The following is a 21,600-nucleotide window of genomic DNA, read 5'->3' as shown; positions in this document are numbered from 1 at the left end:
GCGAAAAAAAGCCCGCAGTGTGAGCGGGCGAAAGACCAAAGAAGCTATATGCGCAGTCGCTTCCAGGGTGCTGCAGCTGCTTGGGGGATCAGCTGCCGCGGTACGTGGAATAGCTGTAAGGCGAAATCAACAACGGCACATGGTAGTGATCCTGCTCGGCGGAGATGCCAAAACGCAGCACCACGACATCGAGGAAAGCAGGCTCCGGCAGCTTGACGCCACGAGCGCGGTAGTAATCGCCGGCATGAAACTGAACCTGATAGACCCCGGTGCGGTAGTCATCGCCTTGCAGCAGCGGTGCATCGACACGGCCATCGCTGTTGGTGACTGCAGTGGCGACCAATTCCAGCTGCGAACCTTCAACGCGGTACAACTCGACCTTGATCGAGCTGCCCGGGCAACCGTGTGCTGCGTCCAAAACGTGAGTAGTCAAACGTCCCATTGATTCTGCGCGCCTGCCTGCGTGGAGCAGTCAGACTTCGCGCCTCCCGAAGTCAGTTGAAAAGGAGACCGCACCGATTCGGAGCACGAAAAGCTGCGGCGAGCGACTGATTAAGACATTTTTCAAAAAAATTGTACACAATAAAAACGACATTTTTCGCATTGCCCTCGCCATCCGCATATTTACCGTCGATTTCCCGCCAAACCGCACAGCCCATGAACCCTTCAGCGAATTACTGACCAGTCAGGCAGATTTCTTGCAGGCTCACGCCAATAGCAGTAAAAGATGACAGTCGGTGAAAAATGCGAAAATTCAGGCTTACAAAGTGAATATAAAGTTGTATACAATCAGCCCATCGCTGTGACGCCAGCCTGCCAACCAATCTTCGGCTGCGTCACACCAACCGTCATCATCGAACAAGAAGGAAGCCTGCAGTGAGCGCTGACTACCCACGCGACCTGGTCGGTTACGGCAGTAACCCTCCGCACCCACACTGGCCGGGCAATGCCCGAATCGCCCTGTCGTTCGTACTCAATTACGAAGAAGGCGGCGAGCGCAACATCCTGCACGGCGACAAAGAGTCCGAAGCCTTCCTCTCGGAAATGGTTTCCGCCCAGCCGCTGCAAGGCGCGCGTAACATGAGCATGGAATCCCTTTACGAGTATGGCAGCCGTGCCGGCGTGTGGCGGATCCTCAAGCTGTTCAAGGAATTCGACATTCCGCTGACCATCTTCGCCGTGGCCATGGCCGCCCAGCGTCACCCGGACGTGATCCGCGCCATGGTCGATGCCGGCCACGAGATCTGCAGCCACGGCTATCGCTGGATCGACTACCAGTACATGGACGAAGCCCAGGAACGCGAGCACATGCTCGAAGCGATCCGCATCCTCACCGAAATCACCGGCGAACGCCCGCTGGGCTGGTACACCGGCCGCACCGGCCCGAACACCCGTCGCCTGGTGATGGAAGAAGGCGGTTTCCTCTACGACTGCGATACCTACGACGACGACCTGCCCTACTGGGAACCGAACAACCCGACCGGCAAGCCGCACCTGGTGATCCCGTACACCCTGGACACCAACGACATGCGCTTCACCCAGGTCCAGGGTTTCAACAAGGGCGACGACTTCTTCGAATACCTCAAGGATGCGTTCGACGTGCTCTACGCCGAGGGCGCCGAAGCACCGAAGATGCTGTCGATCGGCCTGCATTGCCGCCTGATCGGCCGTCCGGCGCGTCTGGCTTCGCTCAAGCGCTTTATCGAATACGCTAAAAGTCATGAACAGGTGTGGTTCAGCCGTCGCGTCGACATCGCGCGCCACTGGCAAGAAACCCACCCGTACACAGGGGCTGCCAAATGAGCACCTTTCAAACCGTCAAGCCATCGAGCCTGAGCCGCGACGCCTTCGTCGCCGCTTTCGCCGACATCTACGAACATTCGCCATGGGTGGCCGAGAAGGCCTTCGACCTGGGCCAGGACGCTTCGATCGACGAGATCGAAACCCTGCACCAGCGCATGAGCGACATCCTGTTGAGCGCCGATCACGAAAGCCAGCTGGCTTTGATCAATGCTCACCCGGACCTGGCCGGCAAAGCCGCCGTCCAGGGCCAGTTGACCGAAGCCAGCACCAATGAACAGGCTGGCGCCGGTATTCACCAATGCACGGCCGAAGAGTTCCAGCGCTTCACCGAGCTGAACGACGCTTACAAAGCCAAGTTCAAGTTTCCCTTCATCATGGCGGTAAAAGGCAGCAACCGGCATCAGATCCTCGCAGCGTTCGAAACGCGCATCCACAACTCGGTCGACACCGAATTCAAGTGCGCGCTGGCGGAGATCAACAAGATCGCCCTGTTCCGATTACTGACCCTATAGCGATCCTGGCCCGAGCACGTTCAAGAACGCCGAACCCGCCCAGGGCCCCGAGAGCATCCCAAGCCACTTATTTAAAGGCAGACAAGAAGAATGAAAGCTTACGCCGTACCTTTCGAGAAGTTCGTCAACCTGGCCGATGCCCGCCTGGGCACCAAAATCATCTCGGTCACCGATGACTGGTTCGCAGACGCCAATCGTCTGTTCCAACCGACCCCGGCCGTATGGAAGGAGGGCGTGTTCGATGACAACGGCAAGTGGATGGACGGCTGGGAATCGCGCCGCAAGCGCTTCGAAGGCTTCGACAGCGCCGTGATCCGCCTGGGCGTACCGGGTTCGATCAAGGGCGTCGACATCGACACTTCATTCTTCACCGGCAACTTCCCGCCGTCGGCATCCCTGGAAGCCTGCTTCCTGGCCGAAGGCGAGCCGACCGAAAACACCCAGTGGGTTGAAGTACTGTCCGCCGTCGAGCTGCAAGGCAACAGCCACCACTACCACGAAATCAACAACGACCAGGCCTTCAGCCACCTGCGCTTCAACATCTACCCGGATGGCGGCGTGGCCCGTCTGCGCGTGTACGGTGTGCCGTTCCGCGACTGGTCGGCTACCGGCGACAACGAGCAAGTCGACCTGGCCTCCGCCCTCAACGGTGGCCGCGCCCTTGCCTGCTCCGACGAACACTTCGGCCGCATGAGCAACATCCTCAACCCGGGCCGTGGCATCAACATGGGCGACGGTTGGGAAACCGCGCGTCGTCGTACCCCGGGCAATGACTGGGTGATCGTCGCGCTGGGTCATGCCGGCGAAGTCGAGAAAGTCATCGTCGACACCCTGCACTTCAAGGGCAACTACCCGGACACTTGCTCGATCCAGGGCGCGTTCGTGAAGGGCGGTACCGACAGCCAGATCGAAACCCAGTCGCTGTTCTGGCGCGAACTGCTGCCAGCACAAAAACTGGAAATGCACGCCGAACACACCTTCGCCGAGCAGATCAAGGCACTGGGCCCGATCACCCACATCCGCCTGAACGTGTTCCCGGATGGTGGTGTGAGCCGCCTGCGCGTTTTGGGCAAGGTCGCTAAATAAGCACCGATGAAAACCCTGTAGGAGCCGGCTTGCTGGCGATGGCGTCAGCGAGGTCGCTATCGCCAGCAAGCCGGCTCCTACAAGAGCAACACCCCAACACATTTGAGATTAAGAAGAACAGCATGCGCACACTGACGATTGAACCGCTGACCAAAGAAGCCTTCGCCCCTTTCGGTGACGTGATCGAAACCGACGGCAGCGATCACTTCATGATCAACAACGGTTCGACCATGCGCTTCCACAAACTGGCTGCGGTCGAAACTGCAACGCCAGAGGACAACGCGATCATCAGCATCTTCCGCGCCGACGCGCAGGACATGCCGCTGACCGTCAGCATGCTGGAGCGCCATCCGCTGGGCAGCCAGGCTTTCATTCCGCTGCTCGGCAACCCCTTTCTGATCGTGGTCGCGCCACTTGGCGATGAACCTGTATCAGGCTTGGTCCGCGCCTTCGTCACCAACGGCAGGCAGGGCATTAATTACCATCGCGGCGTTTGGCACCACCCGGTGCTGACGATCGAAAAGCGGGATGACTTCCTGGTGGTTGATCGCAGTGGCACAGGCAATAACTGCGATGAGCATTTTTTCAAAGAGGATGAGCGTTTGATCCTCGCCCCCCACCAATAAGAGAAGGTCTGATCACTCGACAACAGAGTGACAGGCGAGAGGTAAAGACTGTGGAAGCACATCTGTTGGAATGGCTGAACCTGAGCGTGCGCTGGGTTCATATGATTACTGGCGTGGCCTGGATCGGTGCGTCGTTCTATTTCGTCTGGCTGGAAAACAACCTCAATCGGGTCAACCCGAAAAGCGGTCTGGCCGGTGATTTGTGGGCGATCCACGGCGGCGGTATCTACCACCTGGAAAAATACAAACTGGCTCCACCGACCATGCCGGACAACCTGCACTGGTTCAAATGGGAAGCCTACTTCACCTGGATGTCGGGTATCGCGCTGCTGTGCGTGGTGTTCTACTCCAACCCGACGCTCTACCTGCTGGCTCCGGGCAGCACCCTGAGCGGTCCTGAAGGCGTGGCCATCGGTATTGGCTCGCTGTTCATCGGCTGGTTCGTCTACTCCTTCCTGTGTGACTCAGCCCTGGGCAAACGCCCTGCCCTGCTCGGCGGCATCCTGTTCGTCCTGATCATCGGCGCGGCGTATGGCTTCAGCAAGGTGTTCAGCGGTCGGGGTGCGTACCTGCACGTCGGCGCGATCATCGGCACCATCATGGTCGGCAACGTGTTCCGCATCATCATGCCGGCGCAACGCGCACTGGTGGCGGCGATCGCCGAGAACCGCACGCCGGACCCGGCACTGCCGGCCAAGGGCCTGCTGCGTTCGCGTCACAACAACTACTTCACCTTGCCAGTGCTGTTCATCATGATCAGCAACCACTTCCCTAGCACCTACGGCAGCCAGTACAACTGGTTGATCCTGGCCGGGATCGCGGTACTGGCGGTGTTGGTGCGTCACTACTTCAACACCCGTCACGACAGCCACAAGTTTGCCTGGACGCTTCCAGTCGCAGCCGTCGGCATGATCAGCCTGGCCTACGTCACCGGCCCTGCGCCGCTGAACAGCCCGGAAGTGGCCAAGGCCCCCGCGAAGATCGAATACCAGCCGCTGCCGGAAACAGCAGTGGGCGGTGGTCTGAAACCGGCTGAAGCCAAACCTGCAGAAACGCCAGCCGCCGCTCCGGCGCAAGCGTCCAACGCAGGCCCTGGCTTTGACAAAGTGCACAGCGTGATTCAGGAGCGTTGCGCGGTTTGCCACTCGGCCAAGCCAACCAGCCCGCTGTTCAGTGCGGCCCCTGCCGGTGTGATGTTCGACACCCCCGAGCAGATCCGCCAGAACGCACCGCGGATTCAGGCACAAGCCGTCACCAGCCAGATCATGCCACTGGGCAACATCACACAGATGACCCAGCAGGAACGTGACCTGATCGGTGCCTGGATTGTGCAGGGAGCCCAGACCAATTAATCGTTGAAAAGAATCGCCAGCAAGCCGGCTCCTACGGATTTATGTCGTTCACAAATGATGCGACCGACCCAAAACCTGTAGGAGCCGGCTTGCTGGCGATCAACCGCGCAGCGGTTGCCTGATACGAAAAATCACAAGAATAAAAAGATCCGAGGTGTTGCATGTCCGAGCTCTCCAAAGCGCGCATCCCCGACGCACCCGCCATTCAGCGTTTACCCCTCTTGCAACTGATCCTGGTCGGTTTGCAACATGTTCTGCTGATGTACGGTGGTGCCATCGCGGTACCGCTGATCATCGGACAGGCCGCTGGCCTGAGTCGTGAAGAAATCGCCTTCCTGATTAACGCCGACCTGCTGGTCGCCGGCATCGCCACCATCGTCCAGTCACTCGGCATCGGCCCCATGGGCATTCGCATGCCGGTGATGATGGGTGCCAGTTTCGCTGCCGTCGGCAGCATGGTCGCCATGGCCGGCATGCCCGGTATCGGCCTGCAAGGGATCTTCGGCGCGACCATCGCCGCCGGGTTCTTCGGCATGCTCATCGCCCCGTTCATGTCCAAGGTCGTGCGCTTCTTCCCACCTCTGGTGACCGGCACGGTCATCACCTCGATCGGTTTGTCGCTGTTCCCCGTGGCCGTCAACTGGGCCGGCGGCGGTGCTGGCGCCACTCAATTCGGTTCACCGATCTACCTGACCATCGCCGCACTGGTATTGGGCACCATCTTGCTGGTGCACCGCTTCATGCGCGGCTTCTGGGTCAATATTTCCGTGCTGATCGGCATGTGCCTGGGCTACGTGCTCTGCGGCCTGCTCGGCATGGTCGACCTCAGCGGCATGGCTCAGGCGCCATGGCTGCAATTCGTCACCCCGCTGCACTTCGGCATGCCGAAATTCGAACTCGCGCCAATCCTGTCGATGTGCCTGGTGGTGGTGATCATTTTCGTCGAGTCCACCGGGATGTTCCTCGCCCTGGGCAAGATCACCGGTCAGGAAGTCTGCCCACGGATGCTGCGTCGCGGCTTGCTGTGCGACGCCGGCGCCTCGTTCTTCGCCGGGTTCTTCAACACCTTCACCCACTCCTCCTTCGCCCAGAACATCGGCCTGGTGCAGATGACCGGCGTGCGCTGCCGCTCGGTGACCATCGTTGCCGGCGGCTTGCTGATCGTCCTGAGCCTGCTGCCCAAGGCCGCGTTCCTGGTGGCCTCGATTCCGCCAGCGGTACTGGGCGGCGCGGCCATCGCGATGTTCGGCATGGTCGCCGCCACCGGGATCAAGATTCTCCAGGAAGCCGACATCGGTGACCGTCGCAACCAGTTACTGGTGGCGGTGAGCATTGGTATGGGCCTGATCCCGGTGGTGCGCCCGGAGTTTTTCGCCCACCTGCCCGTGTGGATGAGCCCGATCACCCACAGCGGCATCGCCATGGCCACCCTCAGCGCGCTGACGCTGAACCTGCTGTTCAACATCCTTGGCGGCGCTGAACGCGCGGCCATCAACGACTGCCAGGCTCACACGCATTGATGGACCTGTGAAAGGGCTTTTGTGGCGAGGGGGCTTGCCCCCGTTCGGCTGCGAAGCAGCCGTAAATTCAATCAATTCGATCTGTCTGAAGGGACGTCAGGGGCCGCTCCGCGCCCCAACGGGGGCAAGCCCCCTCGCCACAGAAAAATAAAAACAAGAGGGAGCAACAGATGATTCGGACACAAACCAACTTGCTGTTGAGTGGCGGCCTGCTGGCCGCAAGTCAAGCCATGGCCGGCGATTTACTGCTGTGGCAGACCAACAGCCTGAGTTACCTGTACGGCAAGGATTTCGTGGTCAACCCGCACATCCAGCAGACGATCACCTTCGAACACGCCGACCGCTGGAAGTACGGCGACAATTTCATGTTCATCGACAGCACCTACTACAACGGCGAGAAAGACCGCAACAAAGGCGTCCACGCCTACTACGGCGAGTTCAGCCCACGCCTCTCCCTCGGCAAGATCCTCGACCGCCGTTTCGAATTCGGCCCGATCAAGGACGTGCTGCTGGCCATGACCTACGAGAACGGCGAGGACGACACCGAGGCCTACCTGATCGGCCCCGGTTTCGATCTCTCGGTGCCAGGCTTCAACTTTTTCACCTTGAACTTCTATTACCGCCAGACCGAAGGCTCGCGTCCTGGCGATGATGTCTGGCAGATCACGCCGGCCTGGTCCTACACCCTGCCATTGGGCAACTCGAACCTGTTGATCGACGGCTACATCGACTGGGTGGTGGATAACGACCAGAACGCCCATGGCACCTATCACGCCAACCTGCACTTCAACCCGCAGGTCAAATACGACTTGGGCAAGGCCCTGGGCTGGCGGGAGAAACAGGTGTACGCCGGCATCGAATACAGCTACTGGAAAGACAAGTACGGCATCGAAAACAGCGGCAAGTTCGACACCAATGAAAACACCACCAGCCTGCTGGTGAAGGTGCATTTCTGATGCTGCCCCGCAACCGTGCCCCACACCTGTCGTCGGTGCGCCGTTGCGGAGCACTTGAGACCTGGCCGAGGAGTCAGTATTCTCCGCGGCCGCCCGAATCCGGTTTAAAAAAAAGCCCGGATGTAAAACCTGACCAGCAGGCCAACTTATCCCGGCTCTGGCAGGCACCAAGGCACTCCAAAACCCCTCTCAATCGACCGCTCTTGAGCTGCCGAACGGGAGTTTTTTTGCTTTTTGAAAGCCTTGGCCCAGCTATTGCTAACAGCACTAAAGCTGACCGAATGGATGATTTTTTACCGCTTCAGAAACAGGCGCCACACCAGAGCGCCGATCTTAAAAAAATAACGTGGAACCACCTACTTTTTGGGAGCAACCGAATGAAACGTACGTGCACTAGCCTGATGCTGGCGGGATCGATGCTGGCCGGGGGCCAGGCCATGGCTGGCGATTTGCTGCAGTGGCAGAACAACAGCCTGAGCTACCTGTATGGCAAGGACTTCCAGGTCAACCCGCGCATCCAGCAGACGGTGACCTTCGAACACGCCGATGGCTGGAAGTACGGCGACAACTTCTTCTTCATCGACAAGATCTTCTACAACGGCAAGGAAGACGCCTTCGCGGGCAAGAACAGCCACTACGGCGAGCTCAGCCCGCGCCTGTCGTTCAACAAGATCTTCGACCAGAAGTTCGAATTAGGCCCGATCAAGGACGTCCTGCTGGCCATGACCTACGAGTTCGGTGAAGACGACACCGAGTCGTACCTGATCGGCCCAGGCTTCGACCTGGCCATCCCGGGCTTCGACTACTTCCAGTTGAACTTCTATAACCGCCACACCGAAGGCGACCGCCCGGGCGACAACATCTGGCAGGTCACGCCGGTCTGGTCCTACACCATCCCGGTGGGCGGCTCGGATGTGCTGATCGACGGCTTCATGGACTGGGTCGTCGACAACGACGTGAACAAAAAAGGCGAATACCACGCCAACCTGCACTTCAATCCGCAGGTCAAATACGACCTGGGCAAGGCGCTGAACCTGGGTGCCAAGCAGCTGTACGTCGGTGTCGAGTATGACTACTGGAAAAACAAGTACGGCATTGAAGACAGCCAGGGCTTTAAAACTGATCAGAGCGTGACCAGTTTCCTGGTCAAGGTTCACTTCTGATCATGTAGGAGCGAGCTTGCTCGCGATGGACCAGAGAGCGCCACGGGGTGTCAGGCTCCCAGCGTCATCGTTAACGTCCATCGCGAGCAAGCTCGCTCCTACAGACCGCCTATCTCAAGCCGAAACCACAGGTTCCTCCAACCCGAGAAACCGGCACAACTCCCCGCGCTTGGCCAACGCATCGCGTCGCCCCAACTCGATCAATTCGCTGCAATACCCCGACTCGAACAGCAGATAGCTCAACACCCCCGCCCCGCTGGTCTTGGTCGCACCCGGCCCGCGCAAAAACAGGCGCAATGCCGCCGGCAGCTCCTGGCGATGGCGCGCGGCAATCTCGTCGATCGGCTGGCTTGGTGAAATCACCAGTACATCCACTGGCGCCACGCCCAATGCCCGGGTCGGCGTGCCGTCGGGCATCAGGTGACTGAACTGGTTCAGGCGCTGCAACAGTTCGATGTCGCTTTCCAGGCTGTCAATGAACGTACTGTTGAGCATGTGCCCGCCGATCTGCGCCAGGGTCGGCTGCTGACCGGTGTAGCTGCGCTGCAAGGGTTGTTGCGGGTCGAATCCACGGGGGTTGCCGCTGACGCCCACCACCAGCACCCGACTGGCGCCCAGATGCAGCGCCGGACTGATCGGAGCCGATTGGCGCACCGCGCCATCACCGAAATACTCTTCGCCGATTTTCACCGGGGCGAACAGCAGCGGAATCGCCGAACTGGCGAGCAAATGTTCAACGGACAAACGGGCGGGAACGCCGATGCGGCGATGGCGCAACCAGGCGTCGATCTTGCCGCCGCCCTGATAGAAGGTGACCGCCTGGCCGGACTCATAGCCGAATGCCGTGACCGCCACCGCATGCAATTGCTTCTGTGCGATCGCTTCGGCGATGCCACCCATGTGCAGCTTGTCGTTGAGCAAATCGCGCAATGGAGAACTGTTGAGCAGCGCCACCGGCATGTGCCTGCCGATGCCGAGCAGACTGTGGCTGACAAAGCGGCTGGCCTGGCGGATCACCCCGGGCCAGTCGCTGCGCAACACCAGATGACTGCGAAAGCCCTGCCAGAAGGCCGTCAGGCGTTCGATGGCGTTACGAAAGTCCATTGCCCCGCTGGCGAGGCTGACGGCGTTGATCGCGCCCGCCGAAGTGCCGACGATCACCGGAAACGGATTGCTCGCCCCCGGCGGCAGCAATTCGGCAATCGCCGCCAAAACCCCGACCTGATAGGCCGCCCGAGCCCCGCCACCGGAAAGAATCAACCCTGTAACCGGTTCGCTTGGATTCATTCGCAACTCTCCATGGTGCTTGACGGGATTTCGTTGTTTCGCCCCATTCCCCTGTATCGGGATTCAACGACGTTTGGCGTACAGCTTCGGCTCGCCCGGCGGGCGGCTCTTGAAGCGGCGGTGGGCCCACAGGTATTGCTCGGGATACTCGCGCAGCACGCTTTCGATCCATTGGTTGATGCGAATGCAGTCGTCTTCCTCGGTTTCACCGGGGAAGCCTTCGAGCGGCGCATGGATTACCAGGCGATACCCGCTGCCGTCCGCCAGACGCTCCTGGGTGAACGGCACCACCAGCGCCTTGCCCAGCCGTGCAAACTTGCTCGTGGCGGTGACGGTCGCGGCCTGGATGCCGAACAGCGGCACGAAAATACTCTGCTTGGCGCCGTAGTCCTGATCCGGTGCGTACCAGATCGCCCGGCCCGAACGCAGCAACTTGAGCATGCCGCGCACGTCTTCGCGCTCTACCGCCAGCGAGTCGAGGTTATGTCGCTCGCGGCCCTGGCGCTGGATGTAGTCGAACAGCGGATTCTTGTGCTCGCGGTACATGCCGTCGATGGTGTGCTGCTGGCCGAGCAATGCCGCACCGATTTCCAGTGTCGTGAAATGCAGCGCCATCAGGATCACGCCCTTGCCTTCACGCTGGGCCTGCTGCAGATATTCCAGCCCTTCAACGTGAGCGAGAGTTGCCAGGCGTTTGCGCGACCACCACCAGCTCATCGCCATCTCGAAAAACGCGATGCCGGTGGAGGCGAAGTTTTCCTTGAGCAGGCGTTTGCGTTCGGCGGCGGTCTTTTCAGGAAAACACAGCTCCAGGTTGCGCTTGGCAATGCGCCGTCTGTCGCCGGCCACACGATACATCAAAGAACCCAGGACACGACCGATCCACAGCAGGGCCGGATACGGCAACTGGACGATCAGCCACAACAGCCCCAGACCACACCACAGCGGCCAGAAACGTGGAGATAGAAATGCTTTTCGAAAACGCGGGCGGTCCATTAATGCTTCCGGAATGACAATGGCCGCGCATTCTACATCGTTCGACCCGGCTTGCGGCCTGCGGGCGTTCTCGTTATAAGTCTCGGCACTTTTAGTGACAAGTCGTTGTATGCCGACCATGAGCCAAACCGAACCGCTAGACCAAGATCCCGTGTTCCAGTTGAAGGGCAGCATGCTGGCCATTACGGTGCTGGAACTGGCCCGTAACGACCTCGAAAGCCTTGATCGGCAACTGGCCGCCAAGGTCGCCCAGGCGCCCAACTTCTTCAGCAACGCGCCGCTGGTACTGGCCCTGGACAAACTCCCGGCCAACGAAGGCGCGGTCGATCTGCCCGGCCTGATGCGCGTGTGCCGCCAGCACGGCCTGCGCACCCTGGCGATCCGCGCCAGCCGCATCGAAGACATCGCCGCCGCCATTGCGGTCGACTTGCCGGTGCTGCCACCGTCCGGTGCCCGCGAGCGTCCACTGGACCTGACCGAAGGCGAACCGAAGAAAAAACCGGAAAAACCGCCCGAGCCAACCATCAAGCCGACGAAAATCATCACTTCGCCAGTACGCGGTGGCCAGCAGATTTATGCCCAGGGCTGCGATCTGGTGGTGATCTCCTCGGTCAGCCCGGGGGCGGAACTTCTCGCCGATGGCAACATCCATGTATACGGCCCGATGCGTGGTCGCGTGTTGGCCGGCGTCAAGGGCGACACCAAGGCGCGGATTTTCTGTCAGCAAATGAGTGCTGAACTGATTTCCATCGCCGGACATTACAAGGTTTCCGAAGATCTGCGCCGCGACCCGCTATGGGGTTCGGGTGTGCAGGTCAGCCTGTCCGGCGACGTGTTGAACATCATTCGGCTTTAACGGATACTGCCGCATTTTCCAAGCATCTCTAAAACGTAGCGAAAACGGCTCAAACGAAGTAGGAAAAAGGCCGAGAGCAGTGTTTACCTGGGGTAAACGCCGCTCAAAACCGAATTCCAGCCAAGGCTGTCCGACTGCAGTAGTTTTCAGGAGATGTTTTTCAGGGGCTGGAAAGTCCTTCTTCCTTAGGGGTGAAACACCTTGGCCAAGATTCTCGTGGTTACATCCGGCAAGGGTGGTGTGGGTAAGACCACCACCAGCGCCGCTATCGGTACCGGCCTCGCTCTGCGCGGCCACAAAACAGTGATCGTCGACTTCGACGTGGGCTTGCGTAACCTCGACCTGATCATGGGTTGCGAGCGCCGCGTGGTGTATGACTTCGTCAACGTGGTCAACGGCGAAGCCAACCTGCAACAGGCCCTGATCAAAGACAAGCGCCTGGAAAACCTCTACGTACTGGCCGCCAGCCAGACCCGCGACAAAGACGCGCTCACCGTCGAAGGCGTGGAAAAAGTCCTGATGCAACTCAAGGAAGACTTTGAGTTCGTGGTTTGCGACTCTCCGGCAGGTATCGAGAAAGGCGCCCACCTGGCCATGTACTTCGCCGATGAAGCGATCGTCGTGACCAACCCGGAAGTCTCCTCGGTACGTGACTCCGATCGCATGCTCGGCCTTCTGGCCAGCAAGTCCCGTCGTGCCGAACGCGGCGAAGACCCGATCAAGGAACACCTGCTGATTACCCGTTATCACCCGGAACGTGTGAGCAAAGGCGAAATGCTCGGCGTAGAAGACGTCAAGGAAATCCTTTCGGTGGCCCTGCTCGGCGTGATCCCTGAATCCCAGGCGGTGCTCAAGGCATCCAACCAGGGTGTTCCGGTGATTCTCGACGACCAGAGCGATGCCGGCCAGGCCTACAGCGATACCGTTGACCGCCTGCTGGGCAAGACCGTGGATCATCGATTCCTCGATGTACAGAAGAAGGGATTCTTCGAGCGCCTGTTTGGAGGCAACTAAGCAATGAACCTTTTTGACTTCTTTCGTGCCAACAAAAAGCAAAGCACCGCGTCGGTAGCGAAAGAGCGTCTACAGATCATCGTGGCGCACGAACGCGGCCAACGCAGCACCCCGGACTACCTGCCAGCCTTGCAGAAGGAACTGGTCGAGGTGATCCGCAAGTACGTCAATATCGGGTCCGATGACGTGCATGTCGCACTGGAAAGCCAGGGCAGCTGCTCGATTCTGGAACTCAATATCACCCTGCCTGATCGCTGAGTCGATCCGCCAGGAGCCACGGCGGCTCGATCATTCGAAACGCACTCCCTGTAGGAGCTGGCTTGCCAGCGATAGCTTCAACGCGTTGTAACAGTCAGACCGCGTTGCCTGCATCGCCAGCAAGCCGGCCCCTGCAATGAGGGGCGTGAGAATGATCGAGCCGCCGTTGGCGTTTGTTACGAGGCTGTTTTAATGCCGTTGTCCAACATCCACATCATCCATCAGGATGCCGCCGTACTGGTGGTGAACAAACCGACCCTGTTGCTCTCCGTCCCTGGCCGGGCCGATGACAACAAGGACTGCCTGATTACCCGCCTGCAGGAAAACGGCTACCCGGAAGCGCGAATCGTCCACCGCCTGGACTGGGAAACTTCCGGCATCATCCTGCTGGCCCGCGATCCGGACACTCATCGCGAGCTGTCCCGGCAATTTCACGACCGGGAAACCGAAAAGGCCTACACCGCCCTGTGCTGGGGCCAGCCGGAACTGGACAGCGGCAGCATCGACCTGCCCTTGCGCTACGACCCGCCGACCAAGCCACGGCATGTGGTCGATCACGAATTCGGCAAGCACGCGCTGACCTTCTGGCAAGTGCTCGAACGTTGCGGCGACTGGTGCCGTGTGGAACTGACACCGATCACCGGCCGTTCCCACCAGTTGCGCGTGCACATGCTCTCGATTGGTCATCCATTGTTGGGCGACGGGCTCTACGCTCACGAGCAGGCGCTGGCCGCCTGGCCGCGCCTGTGCCTGCACGCGAGCATGCTCAGCTTTACCCATCCGCAGACCGGCGAACGCCTGCGCTTCGAGTGCCCGGCACCGTTCTGAGGTCCCTACATCCCCCTGTAGGAGCTGGCTTGCCAGCGATGAGCCCGAGAACGCCGCGGGGCGCCAGGCTCCCCGCGTTATCGTTGACGACCATCGCGAGCAGGCTCGCTCCTACAGGTTCGATACCGGGGCCTCCCCACCAGCAGTCCCACGCCAATTCCCGGGCCAATACGTTAAACTGGCGCCATTGCTGTCTGGAGCTACTTTATGCGCGAAGAGTTGAACCAAGGCCTGATCGATTTCCTCAAGGCCTCCCCTACCCCGTTCCATGCCACCGCCAGCCTCGTTCAGCGCCTGGAAGCGGCGGGCTATCAGCGCCTCGACGAGCGCGAGCCGTGGAATACCGAAGCCAACGGTCGCTACTACGTCACCCGCAACGACTCTTCGATTGTCGCGATCAAGATGGGTCGCCATTCACCGTTGCATGGCGGCATTCGCCTGGTCGGCGCCCACACCGACAGCCCGTGCTTGCGGGTCAAGCCGCAACCGGAACTGCAACGCCAGGGTTTCTGGCAACTGGGCGTCGAAGTCTATGGCGGCGCGCTGCTGGCGCCGTGGTTCGACCGTGACCTGTCCCTGGCGGGCCGCGTAACCTTCCGTCGTGATGGTAAGGTCGAGAGCCAGTTGATTGACTTCAAGGCACCGGTCGCGATCATTCCGAACCTGGCGATTCACCTCAACCGTGAAGCCAACATGGGCTGGGCCATCAACGCCCAGACCGAACTGCCGCCGATCCTCGCGCAATTTGCCGGTGACGAGCGCGTGGACTTCCGCGCCGTACTCACCGACCAATTGGCCCGCGAACACGGCCTGAACGCCGACGTGGTGCTCGATTACGAGCTGAGTTTCTACGACACCCAAAGCGCTGCGGTCATCGGCCTGCATGGCGACTTCATCGCCGGCGCGCGCCTGGACAACCTGCTGTCGTGCTATGCCGGCCTGCAAGCGCTGCTGACGGCCGACACCGACGAAACCTGCGTGCTGGTCTGCAACGACCACGAAGAAGTCGGTTCCTGCTCGGCTTGCGGTGCTGACGGCCCGATGCTTGAGCAAACCTTGCGCCGTCTGTTGCCTGAAGGTGATGAATTCGTACGCACCATTCAGAAATCCCTGCTGGTTTCGGCGGACAACGCCCACGGCGTGCATCCGAACTACGCCGACAAGCACGACGCCAACCACGGTCCGAAACTCAACGCCGGCCCGGTGATCAAGGTCAACAGCAACCAGCGCTACGCCACCAACAGCGAAACCGCCGGGTTCTTCCGTCACCTGTGCATGGCTGAAGAGGTGCCGGTGCAGAGTTTCGTGGTGCGCAGCGACATGGGCTGTGGTTCGACCATCGGCCCGATCACCGCCAGCCACCTGGGCGTACGCACCGTGGACATCGGCTTGCCGACGTTCGCCATGCACTCGATCCGCGAACTGTGCGGCAGCCATGACCTGGCGCACCTGGTCAAGGTGTTGAGCGCGTTCTACGCCTGCCGCGAGTTGCCGTAAATCCGATGCAATGAGGGACATGTGGCGAGGGGGCTTGCCCCCGTAAGACCGCGAAGCGGTCGCAAATTCTGCTGATGCAGTCCGTCTGACAGAAATGCTTGGGGCTGCTGCGCAGCCCAACGGGGGCAAGCCCCCTCGCCACAAAAGCTCGTTGCCCATACAGCATTGATACACATCACACCGGCCGCATCAAAAGCGACCTAGACTTCAAGTACCCCTCGACAAGGCTGTCTCCATGATTTCGATGTCTACCTTTCACGCCATGCTGATCCCGATTCTCGCCGGGATGCTCCTGCTGGCCGTCGGCTTCAACTTTCGCGATAAAAATGCCGGTGTGTTCGCCATGTGGATCGGCATGCTGACCATTCTCGCGACCGTGGTGATCAAGATCCTCGCCAAACTCAACGAATAATTCATCACCCTTGGCTCGCATTGATTTTGACGGGCTCGTACACTCGGTCGATCCGCTCCTTGTGAGGTTGACCGCCTAGTGCTCGCTCGTCTTTTTGCCCTCCCGTGTATTTTCCTGGTCTGCCTGATGATGCTCCTGTCAGTGGCGCCTGCCCAGGCGGCCGGCCTGCCAGGCCTTCTCAGTGGCCAGACCAAGGCGCAACCCGAAGCACAGGAACCGCTGGGGCAATCCCTGGACGAAGTGATCAAGTCACTGGAGAACGATCAGCAACGCACCAAGCTGCTGGCCGACCTGAAAAAGCTCCGCGACGCCACCAAAAAGGCCCAGCCAATTACCGAAGAAGGCGTGCTGGGCTTGATTGGTGGAACCCTGGCCACCCTCGAGAAGAAATTTTCCGGCGACGACAGTCCGCTCACGCGCTGGTCCAGCGAGTTCGATCAGGCCCAGGAAGAGTTAACGGCCCTGGCGCTGCCGGCCAATGAATGGCTGCCCATGCTGTTCGCCTTCGCCATGATCCTGATGGTCTGGAGCCTCCTGGCCGCCGCCCTGATCTGGATCAGCCACCGCGTGCGGATGCGTTTCGGCCTGACCGAAGAACTGCCGCAGCACCCTCGGGCCCTGGACATGTTGCGCTTTGCCTTGCGCAAGCTCGGGCCATGGCTGATCGCCCTGGTGATCACGGTCTACATGAGTTACGCCCTGCCCTCGTCCCTGGGCAAAAGCCTGGCCATGGTGCTGGCCTATGCACTGGTGGTCGGCACCTGCTTCTCGGCCATCTGCGTGATTGCCTTTTCCCTACTCGACGGCCCACACCGCCACCGCGCCTTGTACATCCTGCGGCACCAGGCGTTTCGGCCACTGTGGCTGATCGGTAGCTTCGCCGCGTTTGGCGAAGCGCTGAGCGATCCGCAATTGGTCAACAGCCTCGGCAGCCATCTGGCCCATACCGCCGCGACCGTCGCCAATGTCCTGGCAGCGCTCTCAACGGGGCGGTTCATCCTGCGTTTCCGCCGGCCGATCGCCCACCTGATCCGCAATCAACCGCTGTCCCGGCGCCTGACCCGCCGCGCCCTCAACGACACCCTGTCGATTCTCGGCACCTTCTGGTACGTGCCGGCGCTGGTGCTGGTGGCTATTTCCCTGTTCGCGACGTTCATTTCCGCCGGCGACACCAGCACCGCCCTGCGCCAGTCGCTGATCTGTACCGTCTTGCTGGTGTTGTGCATGGTCATCAACGGCCTGGTACGCCGCCACGCCCTCAAACCCCAGCGCGGCATCCGGCGTTATGCCGTGTATTCGGAACGACTGAAAAACTTCTTCTACACCATCGTCCACTTGATGGTGTGGCTGGCTTTCATCGAGCTTGGCTTGCGTGTCTGGGGCATGTCGTTGATCCGCTTTACCGAAGGCGACGGCCACGAAGTCAGCGTCAAGCTGTTCAGCCTTGCCGGCACGCTGCTGTTCGCCTGGCTGATCTGGATTCTCAGCGATACCGCCGTGCACCACGCCCTGACCCGCTCGCGCAAAGGCCTGGCCAATGCCCGCGCACAGACGATGATGCCGCTGATCCGCAATGTGCTGTTCATCGCGATTTTTATCATCGCGCTCATTGTCGCCCTGGCGAACATGGGCATGAACGTCACGCCACTGCTGGCCGGTGCCGGCGTGATCGGCCTGGCCATCGGCTTTGGTGCGCAGTCATTGGTCGCCGACCTGATTACCGGGCTGTTCATCATCATCGAAGACTCCCTGGCCATCGACGACTACGTGGATGTCGGCGGCCACCTCGGTACGGTCGAGGGCTTGACCATCCGTACCGTGCGCCTGCGGGACATCGACGGCATCGTCCACACCATCCCGTTCAGCGAAATCAAGAGCATCAAGAACTACTCCCGGGAATTCGGCTACGCGATCTTCCGGGTCGCGGTGCCCGCCAGCATGGACATCGACAACGCCATCAAACTGATGCGCGAAGTTGCCCAGAAAATGCGCACCGATCCGCTGCAACGGCGCAATATCTGGTCACCGCTGGAGTTCCAGGGAGTGGAAAGTTTCGAGTCGGGCAACGCAATCCTTCGCGCCCGCTTCAAGACCGCGCCAATCAAGCAGTGGGAAGTGTCGCGAGCGTTCAACCTGTCGCTCAAGCGGCACATGGATGAAGCCGGACTGGATCTGGCGACACCGCGGATGAGTATCCAGGTGATCACCGCTGGTGGTGGCCCACAGAATGAGGGGCCCGTGTAGGAGCGAGCTTGCTCGCGAAGGTCATGAACGATAACGCGTAAATTCAGATGCCCAGCGGTGCATATGGGTTTTTCGCGAGCAAGCTCGCTCCTACAGGAAGGTCGGACGCTAGACCACATCCACACTCACATGAATCGCATCATGCCGCCAGAACTCCAGGTCGCAGTCGATCAACCGTTCATGCTGGTCATAGTTGACCCGGGCAATCCGCAAGCCCGGGCTGCCCACCGACACCTTCAACGCCGCCGCCGCATCCACCGACAACGCCGTGGGCACAATCTCGAAACGCACCCGCCCGTAGTGCAAATCGTAATGCCGCGCATACAGCTCGGTGATCGACTGATTCAAATCGAAATCAAGGATCCCTGGAAAGTACTGCGGGTTCAGATAGTGCTCCACATACAGCACCAGTCGCCCGTCGATGCGCCGTGAGCGGCAGATCTGGATCACGCTCGACAACGCCGGCAATTGCAGCCAGGCACAGACCGCCGCCGATGCCGGTTGCAATCGCGCCGAAATCACCTCGGTGGACGGCTCCCGCCCCTGGGCGCTGACCATCGCGTGAAAGTGGCTGCGCTGCATCAAGTTGTAGGCCAGGCGTGGCGGCGAGACGAACCAGCCGCGACGCTCCTCGCGGTAGATCTGCCCCTGTGACTCCAGCTGCAACAACGCCTCACGCAAAGTGATTCGTGTGGTGCCGAACAACTCACTGAGCTTGCGCTCGGCCGGCAATTTGCTGCCGGGAGCCAACAGTCCGTGATCGATCTGTTCCTGAAGCACCTGGCCGATGGCGGTCACCGCTTTTGTTGCCTCGTCACGCATCAATGTTTCCTATCTGGACTAGACCAGCACCAATTCAGGGCGGAACCGCAGCGTAAACCGGTTCACTCAATAGCCTGCAAGCGTAGGCAGTGCAGATGACCGAGGTGTGACAAAGGCGCCCAACGGTCGCCGCTCTCGCCCTCCAACGACTTGCAATTCATCGGCCATCTCCCTTGCCAGCTGGGGCCTTGACCATGGTCTACGCTTAGCAGGCCACTGGCGATACCGCCGAACAATTAGTCATTCCGGGCGACGAACGACATCAAAGTGTCATCCAGCCCCCTTAAATTGGCTCAGGTATTGCTGACCTAGACCAACACAAACCGCAATCGCAGCGTTGAACACGACCCAAGGAGCTTCGGAATGAAACAGTTTTTCCTGGCATCACTGTTAGGCTCGACCATTGCAATGTGCACCGCCGCCATGGCGGCCGACACCGATCTGAAAACCCTGGAAGCCGCTGCGAAAGCGGAAGGCGCCGTCAACAGCGTCGGCATGCCCGATGACTGGGCCAACTGGGCCGGCACCTGGAAAGACCTGAGCGACAAGTACGGCCTCAAGCACATCGACACCGACATGAGCTCGGCCCAGGAGATCGCCAAGTTCGCCGCGGAAAAAGACAACGCCAGCGCCGACATCGGCGACGTCGGTGCCGCTTTCGGCCCGATCGCGGTCAAGCAAGGCGTGGTCCAGCCTTACAAGCCCTCCACCTGGGACCAGGTTCCAGCCTGGGCCAAGGACAAGGACGGCAACTGGGCGCTGGCCTACACCGGCACCATCGCTTTCATCGTCAACAAGAAGTTGCTGCACGGTTCCGAAGTGCCGACCAAATGGGCTGACCTCAAGACCGGCAAGTACAAGGTTTCCATCGGTGACGTAAGCACTGCTGCCCAGGCTGCGAACGGCGTACTGGCCGCGGCACTGGCCAATGGTGGCGACGAGAAGAACCTCAAGCCTGCTCTGGATCTGTTCGCCGACATCGCCAAGCAGGGCCGCCTGTCGATGTCCAACCCGGTCATTGGTGCCATGGAAAAAGGCGAGATCGAAGTCGGCGTGGTCTGGGACTTCAACGGCCTGAGCTACAAGGCCAAGATGGCCAATCCGGATGACTACGTGGTGCTGATCCCGTCCGACGGCTCGGTAATTTCCGGCTACACCACCATCATCAACAAGTACGCGAAAAACCCGAACGCCGCCAAGCTGACCCGCGAATACATCTTCAGCGACGCCGGCCAGATCAACCTGGCCAAGGGCAACGCCCGTCCGATCCGCGCCGAACACCTGACCCTGCCGGCCGAGGTGCAGGCCAAGCTGCTGCCTAATGAGCAGTACAAGAAAGTGACGCCGATCAAGGACGCGGATGCGTGGGAAAAAACCTCCAAGGCCCTTCCTCAGAAGTGGCAGGAAGAAGTCATCATCAATATGCAGTAATGCTGCATCCGTAGGAGCCGGCTTGCCGGCGATCCGGGCCACCGCGGTCTGTTTGACCACAGCGGTGATCCAATCGCCAGCAAGCCGGCTCCTACAGGACTGAGAGAACCCACGGAGTTTGCCCCTATGAAGCACAACGTCATCCTTGTCGTGCTCGACGGCCTCAACTACGAGGTTGCCCGCCACGCCATGGGGCACCTTCAGGCTTACGTCGGTGCAGGACGTGCCGCACTCTACAAACTGGAGTGCGAGTTGCCGGCCCTGTCCCGTCCGCTGTACGAATGCATCCTGACCGGCGTCGCGCCCATCGACAGCGGGATTGTCCACAACAACGTCTCGCGCCTGTCCAACCAGCGCAGCATCTATCACTACGCCACCGACGCAGGTCTTGTCACTGCGGCGGCGGCCTATCACTGGGTCAGCGAGCTGTACAACCGCTCACCCTTCGTGGCGGCCCGGGATCGTCACACCGATGACCCGCAACTGCCGATCCAGCACGGGCATTTCTACTGGAACGACCACTATCCGGATTCGCATCTGTTCGCCGACGCCGAAAACCTGCGTTTGCGCCATGCGCCGAACTTCCTGTTGATCCACCCGATGAACATCGACGACGCCGGGCACAAGCACGGCCTCGACACCCCGCAATACCGCAACAGCGCCCGCTCGGCCGACATCATCCTGGCCGACTACCTGCAAGGCTGGCTCGATGCCGGTTATCAGGTGCTGGTCACCGCCGACCACGGCATGAACAACGACCGCTCCCACAACGGCCTGCTGCAAGAAGAACGCGAAGTGCCGTTGTTCGTTCTCGGTGACGCATTCAGCTTCGACGCCGACGCCGCGCCGAAACAGACCGAGATCTGCGGCACCGTCTGCGCGTTGCTGGGCGTGCCCCACGACAAACCGGTCTGCCGGGAGTTGCTCAAGTGAATGC

21 protein-coding genes are annotated in these 21,600 nt (G+C 60.3%); 17 read left to right on the top strand and 4 right to left on the bottom strand.

Going from position 1 to position 21,600, the window contains the following annotated elements:
* Positions 1-88 precede the first annotated feature (88 nt).
* Positions 89-442, bottom strand: a complete 354-nt coding sequence (uraH, locus tag QMK54_RS08810; RefSeq protein ID WP_008017679.1) for a hydroxyisourate hydrolase — start codon at positions 440-442, stop codon at positions 89-91.
* Positions 443-876: 434 nt separating this feature from the next.
* Between uraH and puuE the strand changes: the two genes are divergently transcribed.
* From puuE to QMK54_RS08770, 8 genes are all read left to right on the top strand, one after another.
* Positions 877-1,803 (top strand): allantoinase PuuE, encoded by a 927-nt coding sequence (gene puuE / locus QMK54_RS08805; protein WP_108218982.1) that lies wholly within the window; start codon positions 877-879, stop codon positions 1,801-1,803.
* The gene (uraD, locus tag QMK54_RS08800) at positions 1,800-2,315 is read left to right on the top strand and encodes a 2-oxo-4-hydroxy-4-carboxy-5-ureidoimidazoline decarboxylase (protein WP_320402364.1); all 516 of its coding nucleotides are present in this window, start codon (positions 1,800-1,802) and stop codon (positions 2,313-2,315) included. The genes puuE and uraD overlap by 4 nt, the downstream gene beginning before the upstream one ends.
* 90 nt (positions 2,316-2,405) lie before the next feature.
* Positions 2,406-3,401 carry an allantoicase gene (alc, locus tag QMK54_RS08795; protein WP_110660462.1) on the top strand — a complete coding sequence of 332 codons (996 nt, stop codon included), beginning with the start codon at positions 2,406-2,408 and terminating at the stop codon, positions 3,399-3,401.
* A gap of 122 nt (positions 3,402-3,523) precedes the next feature.
* Complete coding sequence (locus tag QMK54_RS08790; protein WP_320402898.1) at positions 3,524-4,027, top strand: ureidoglycolate lyase; 504 nt, start codon at positions 3,524-3,526, stop codon at positions 4,025-4,027.
* Between the two features lie 50 nt (positions 4,028-4,077).
* Positions 4,078-5,379: a urate hydroxylase PuuD gene (locus QMK54_RS08785; protein ID WP_320402363.1), complete on the top strand. Its 1,302-nt coding sequence runs from the start codon at positions 4,078-4,080 to the stop codon at positions 5,377-5,379.
* A gap of 161 nt (positions 5,380-5,540) precedes the next feature.
* Positions 5,541-6,899, top strand: coding sequence for a nucleobase:cation symporter-2 family protein (locus QMK54_RS08780; protein ID WP_223588173.1), 1,359 nt, complete (start codon positions 5,541-5,543; stop codon positions 6,897-6,899).
* Between the two features lie 170 nt (positions 6,900-7,069).
* Positions 7,070-7,855, top strand: a complete 786-nt coding sequence (locus QMK54_RS08775; protein ID WP_223588171.1) for an outer membrane protein OmpK — start codon at positions 7,070-7,072, stop codon at positions 7,853-7,855.
* 377 nt (positions 7,856-8,232) lie between these two features.
* Positions 8,233-9,018 (top strand): outer membrane protein OmpK, encoded by a 786-nt coding sequence (locus tag QMK54_RS08770; protein ID WP_110661893.1) that lies wholly within the window; start codon positions 8,233-8,235, stop codon positions 9,016-9,018.
* A gap of 114 nt (positions 9,019-9,132) precedes the next feature.
* Here the strand turns inward: QMK54_RS08770 and QMK54_RS08760 are convergent, their stop codons facing one another.
* Positions 9,133-10,305 carry a patatin-like phospholipase family protein gene (locus QMK54_RS08760; protein ID WP_320402362.1) on the bottom strand — a complete coding sequence of 391 codons (1,173 nt, stop codon included), beginning with the start codon at positions 10,303-10,305 and terminating at the stop codon, positions 9,133-9,135.
* 63 nt (positions 10,306-10,368) lie between these two features.
* On the bottom strand, positions 10,369-11,301 hold the full coding sequence (locus QMK54_RS08755) for a lipid A biosynthesis lauroyl acyltransferase (RefSeq protein ID WP_320402361.1): 933 nt from the start codon (positions 11,299-11,301) through the stop codon (positions 10,369-10,371).
* 118 nt (positions 11,302-11,419) lie between these two features.
* Here QMK54_RS08755 and minC point away from each other — a divergent pair, with 118 nt between their 5' ends.
* The 7 genes from minC (at position 11,420) to QMK54_RS08720 (ending at position 18,410) form a co-directional block, all read left to right on the top strand.
* Positions 11,420-12,157 carry a septum site-determining protein MinC gene (gene minC, locus QMK54_RS08750; protein ID WP_046037759.1) on the top strand — a complete coding sequence of 246 codons (738 nt, stop codon included), beginning with the start codon at positions 11,420-11,422 and terminating at the stop codon, positions 12,155-12,157.
* A 201-nt stretch (positions 12,158-12,358) separates the two neighbouring features.
* A complete protein-coding gene (gene minD, locus QMK54_RS08745; protein ID WP_060541535.1) occupies positions 12,359-13,171 on the top strand; it encodes a septum site-determining protein MinD in 813 nt (270 codons plus the stop codon).
* Positions 13,172-13,174: 3 nt separating this feature from the next.
* On the top strand, positions 13,175-13,429 hold the full coding sequence (gene minE, locus QMK54_RS08740) for a cell division topological specificity factor MinE (RefSeq protein WP_007974947.1): 255 nt from the start codon (positions 13,175-13,177) through the stop codon (positions 13,427-13,429).
* A 192-nt stretch (positions 13,430-13,621) separates the two neighbouring features.
* Positions 13,622-14,257, top strand: a complete 636-nt coding sequence (locus QMK54_RS08735; protein WP_223588161.1) for an RluA family pseudouridine synthase — start codon at positions 13,622-13,624, stop codon at positions 14,255-14,257.
* Positions 14,258-14,464: 207 nt separating this feature from the next.
* The gene (locus tag QMK54_RS08730; protein WP_007974949.1) at positions 14,465-15,754 is read left to right on the top strand and encodes a M18 family aminopeptidase; all 1,290 of its coding nucleotides are present in this window, start codon (positions 14,465-14,467) and stop codon (positions 15,752-15,754) included.
* 235 nt (positions 15,755-15,989) lie between these two features.
* Complete coding sequence (locus QMK54_RS08725) at positions 15,990-16,166, top strand: hypothetical protein (protein ID WP_008048365.1); 177 nt, start codon at positions 15,990-15,992, stop codon at positions 16,164-16,166.
* A gap of 78 nt (positions 16,167-16,244) precedes the next feature.
* Complete coding sequence (locus QMK54_RS08720; protein WP_320402360.1) at positions 16,245-18,410, top strand: mechanosensitive ion channel domain-containing protein; 2,166 nt, start codon at positions 16,245-16,247, stop codon at positions 18,408-18,410.
* Positions 18,411-18,518: 108 nt separating this feature from the next.
* On the opposite strand, the gene phnR is transcribed toward QMK54_RS08720, so the two are convergent.
* Entirely contained in the window at positions 18,519-19,232 is a 714-nt protein-coding gene (phnR, locus tag QMK54_RS08715; protein WP_110662182.1) for a phosphonate utilization transcriptional regulator PhnR, read from the bottom strand.
* Between the two features lie 363 nt (positions 19,233-19,595).
* Here phnR and QMK54_RS08710 point away from each other — a divergent pair, with 363 nt between their 5' ends.
* Both QMK54_RS08710 and QMK54_RS08705 read left to right on the top strand, forming a co-directional pair.
* Positions 19,596-20,663: an ABC transporter substrate-binding protein gene (locus QMK54_RS08710; protein WP_110662181.1), complete on the top strand. Its 1,068-nt coding sequence runs from the start codon at positions 19,596-19,598 to the stop codon at positions 20,661-20,663.
* 126 nt (positions 20,664-20,789) lie between these two features.
* Positions 20,790-21,596, top strand: a complete 807-nt coding sequence (locus tag QMK54_RS08705) for an alkaline phosphatase family protein (protein WP_320402359.1) — start codon at positions 20,790-20,792, stop codon at positions 21,594-21,596.
* Positions 21,597-21,600: the final 4 nt, after the last annotated feature.

The sequence above is a fragment of the Pseudomonas sp. P5_109 genome (assembly GCF_034009455.1).
Lineage (GTDB): Bacteria > Pseudomonadota > Gammaproteobacteria > Pseudomonadales > Pseudomonadaceae > Aquipseudomonas.
Note: the sequence above shows the minus strand (reverse complement) of the source record. Positions and strands in the feature narration are given on the sequence as shown.

Bases quoted from the DNA above. Each gene is read 5' to 3' on its own strand.
- uraH (WP_008017679.1), bottom strand. From the start codon at position 442: ATGGGACGTTTGACTACTCACGTTTTGGACGCAGCACACGGTTGCCCG.
- uraD (WP_320402364.1), top strand. From the start codon at position 1,800: ATGAGCACCTTTCAAACCGTCAAGCCATCGAGCCTGAGCCGCGACGCC.
- alc (WP_110660462.1), top strand. From the start codon at position 2,406: ATGAAAGCTTACGCCGTACCTTTCGAGAAGTTCGTCAACCTGGCCGAT.
- QMK54_RS08790 (WP_320402898.1), top strand. From the start codon at position 3,524: ATGCGCACACTGACGATTGAACCGCTGACCAAAGAAGCCTTCGCCCCT.
- QMK54_RS08780 (WP_223588173.1), top strand. From the start codon at position 5,541: ATGTCCGAGCTCTCCAAAGCGCGCATCCCCGACGCACCCGCCATTCAG.
- QMK54_RS08775 (WP_223588171.1), top strand. From the start codon at position 7,070: ATGATTCGGACACAAACCAACTTGCTGTTGAGTGGCGGCCTGCTGGCC.
- QMK54_RS08770 (WP_110661893.1), top strand. From the start codon at position 8,233: ATGAAACGTACGTGCACTAGCCTGATGCTGGCGGGATCGATGCTGGCC.
- QMK54_RS08760 (WP_320402362.1), bottom strand. From the start codon at position 10,305: ATGAATCCAAGCGAACCGGTTACAGGGTTGATTCTTTCCGGTGGCGGG.
- QMK54_RS08755 (WP_320402361.1), bottom strand. From the start codon at position 11,301: ATGGACCGCCCGCGTTTTCGAAAAGCATTTCTATCTCCACGTTTCTGG.
- minC (WP_046037759.1), top strand. From the start codon at position 11,420: ATGAGCCAAACCGAACCGCTAGACCAAGATCCCGTGTTCCAGTTGAAG.
- minE (WP_007974947.1), top strand. From the start codon at position 13,175: ATGAACCTTTTTGACTTCTTTCGTGCCAACAAAAAGCAAAGCACCGCG.
- QMK54_RS08735 (WP_223588161.1), top strand. From the start codon at position 13,622: ATGCCGTTGTCCAACATCCACATCATCCATCAGGATGCCGCCGTACTG.
- QMK54_RS08730 (WP_007974949.1), top strand. From the start codon at position 14,465: ATGCGCGAAGAGTTGAACCAAGGCCTGATCGATTTCCTCAAGGCCTCC.
- QMK54_RS08725 (WP_008048365.1), top strand. From the start codon at position 15,990: ATGATTTCGATGTCTACCTTTCACGCCATGCTGATCCCGATTCTCGCC.
- phnR (WP_110662182.1), bottom strand. From the start codon at position 19,232: ATGCGTGACGAGGCAACAAAAGCGGTGACCGCCATCGGCCAGGTGCTT.
- QMK54_RS08710 (WP_110662181.1), top strand. From the start codon at position 19,596: ATGAAACAGTTTTTCCTGGCATCACTGTTAGGCTCGACCATTGCAATG.
- QMK54_RS08705 (WP_320402359.1), top strand. From the start codon at position 20,790: ATGAAGCACAACGTCATCCTTGTCGTGCTCGACGGCCTCAACTACGAG.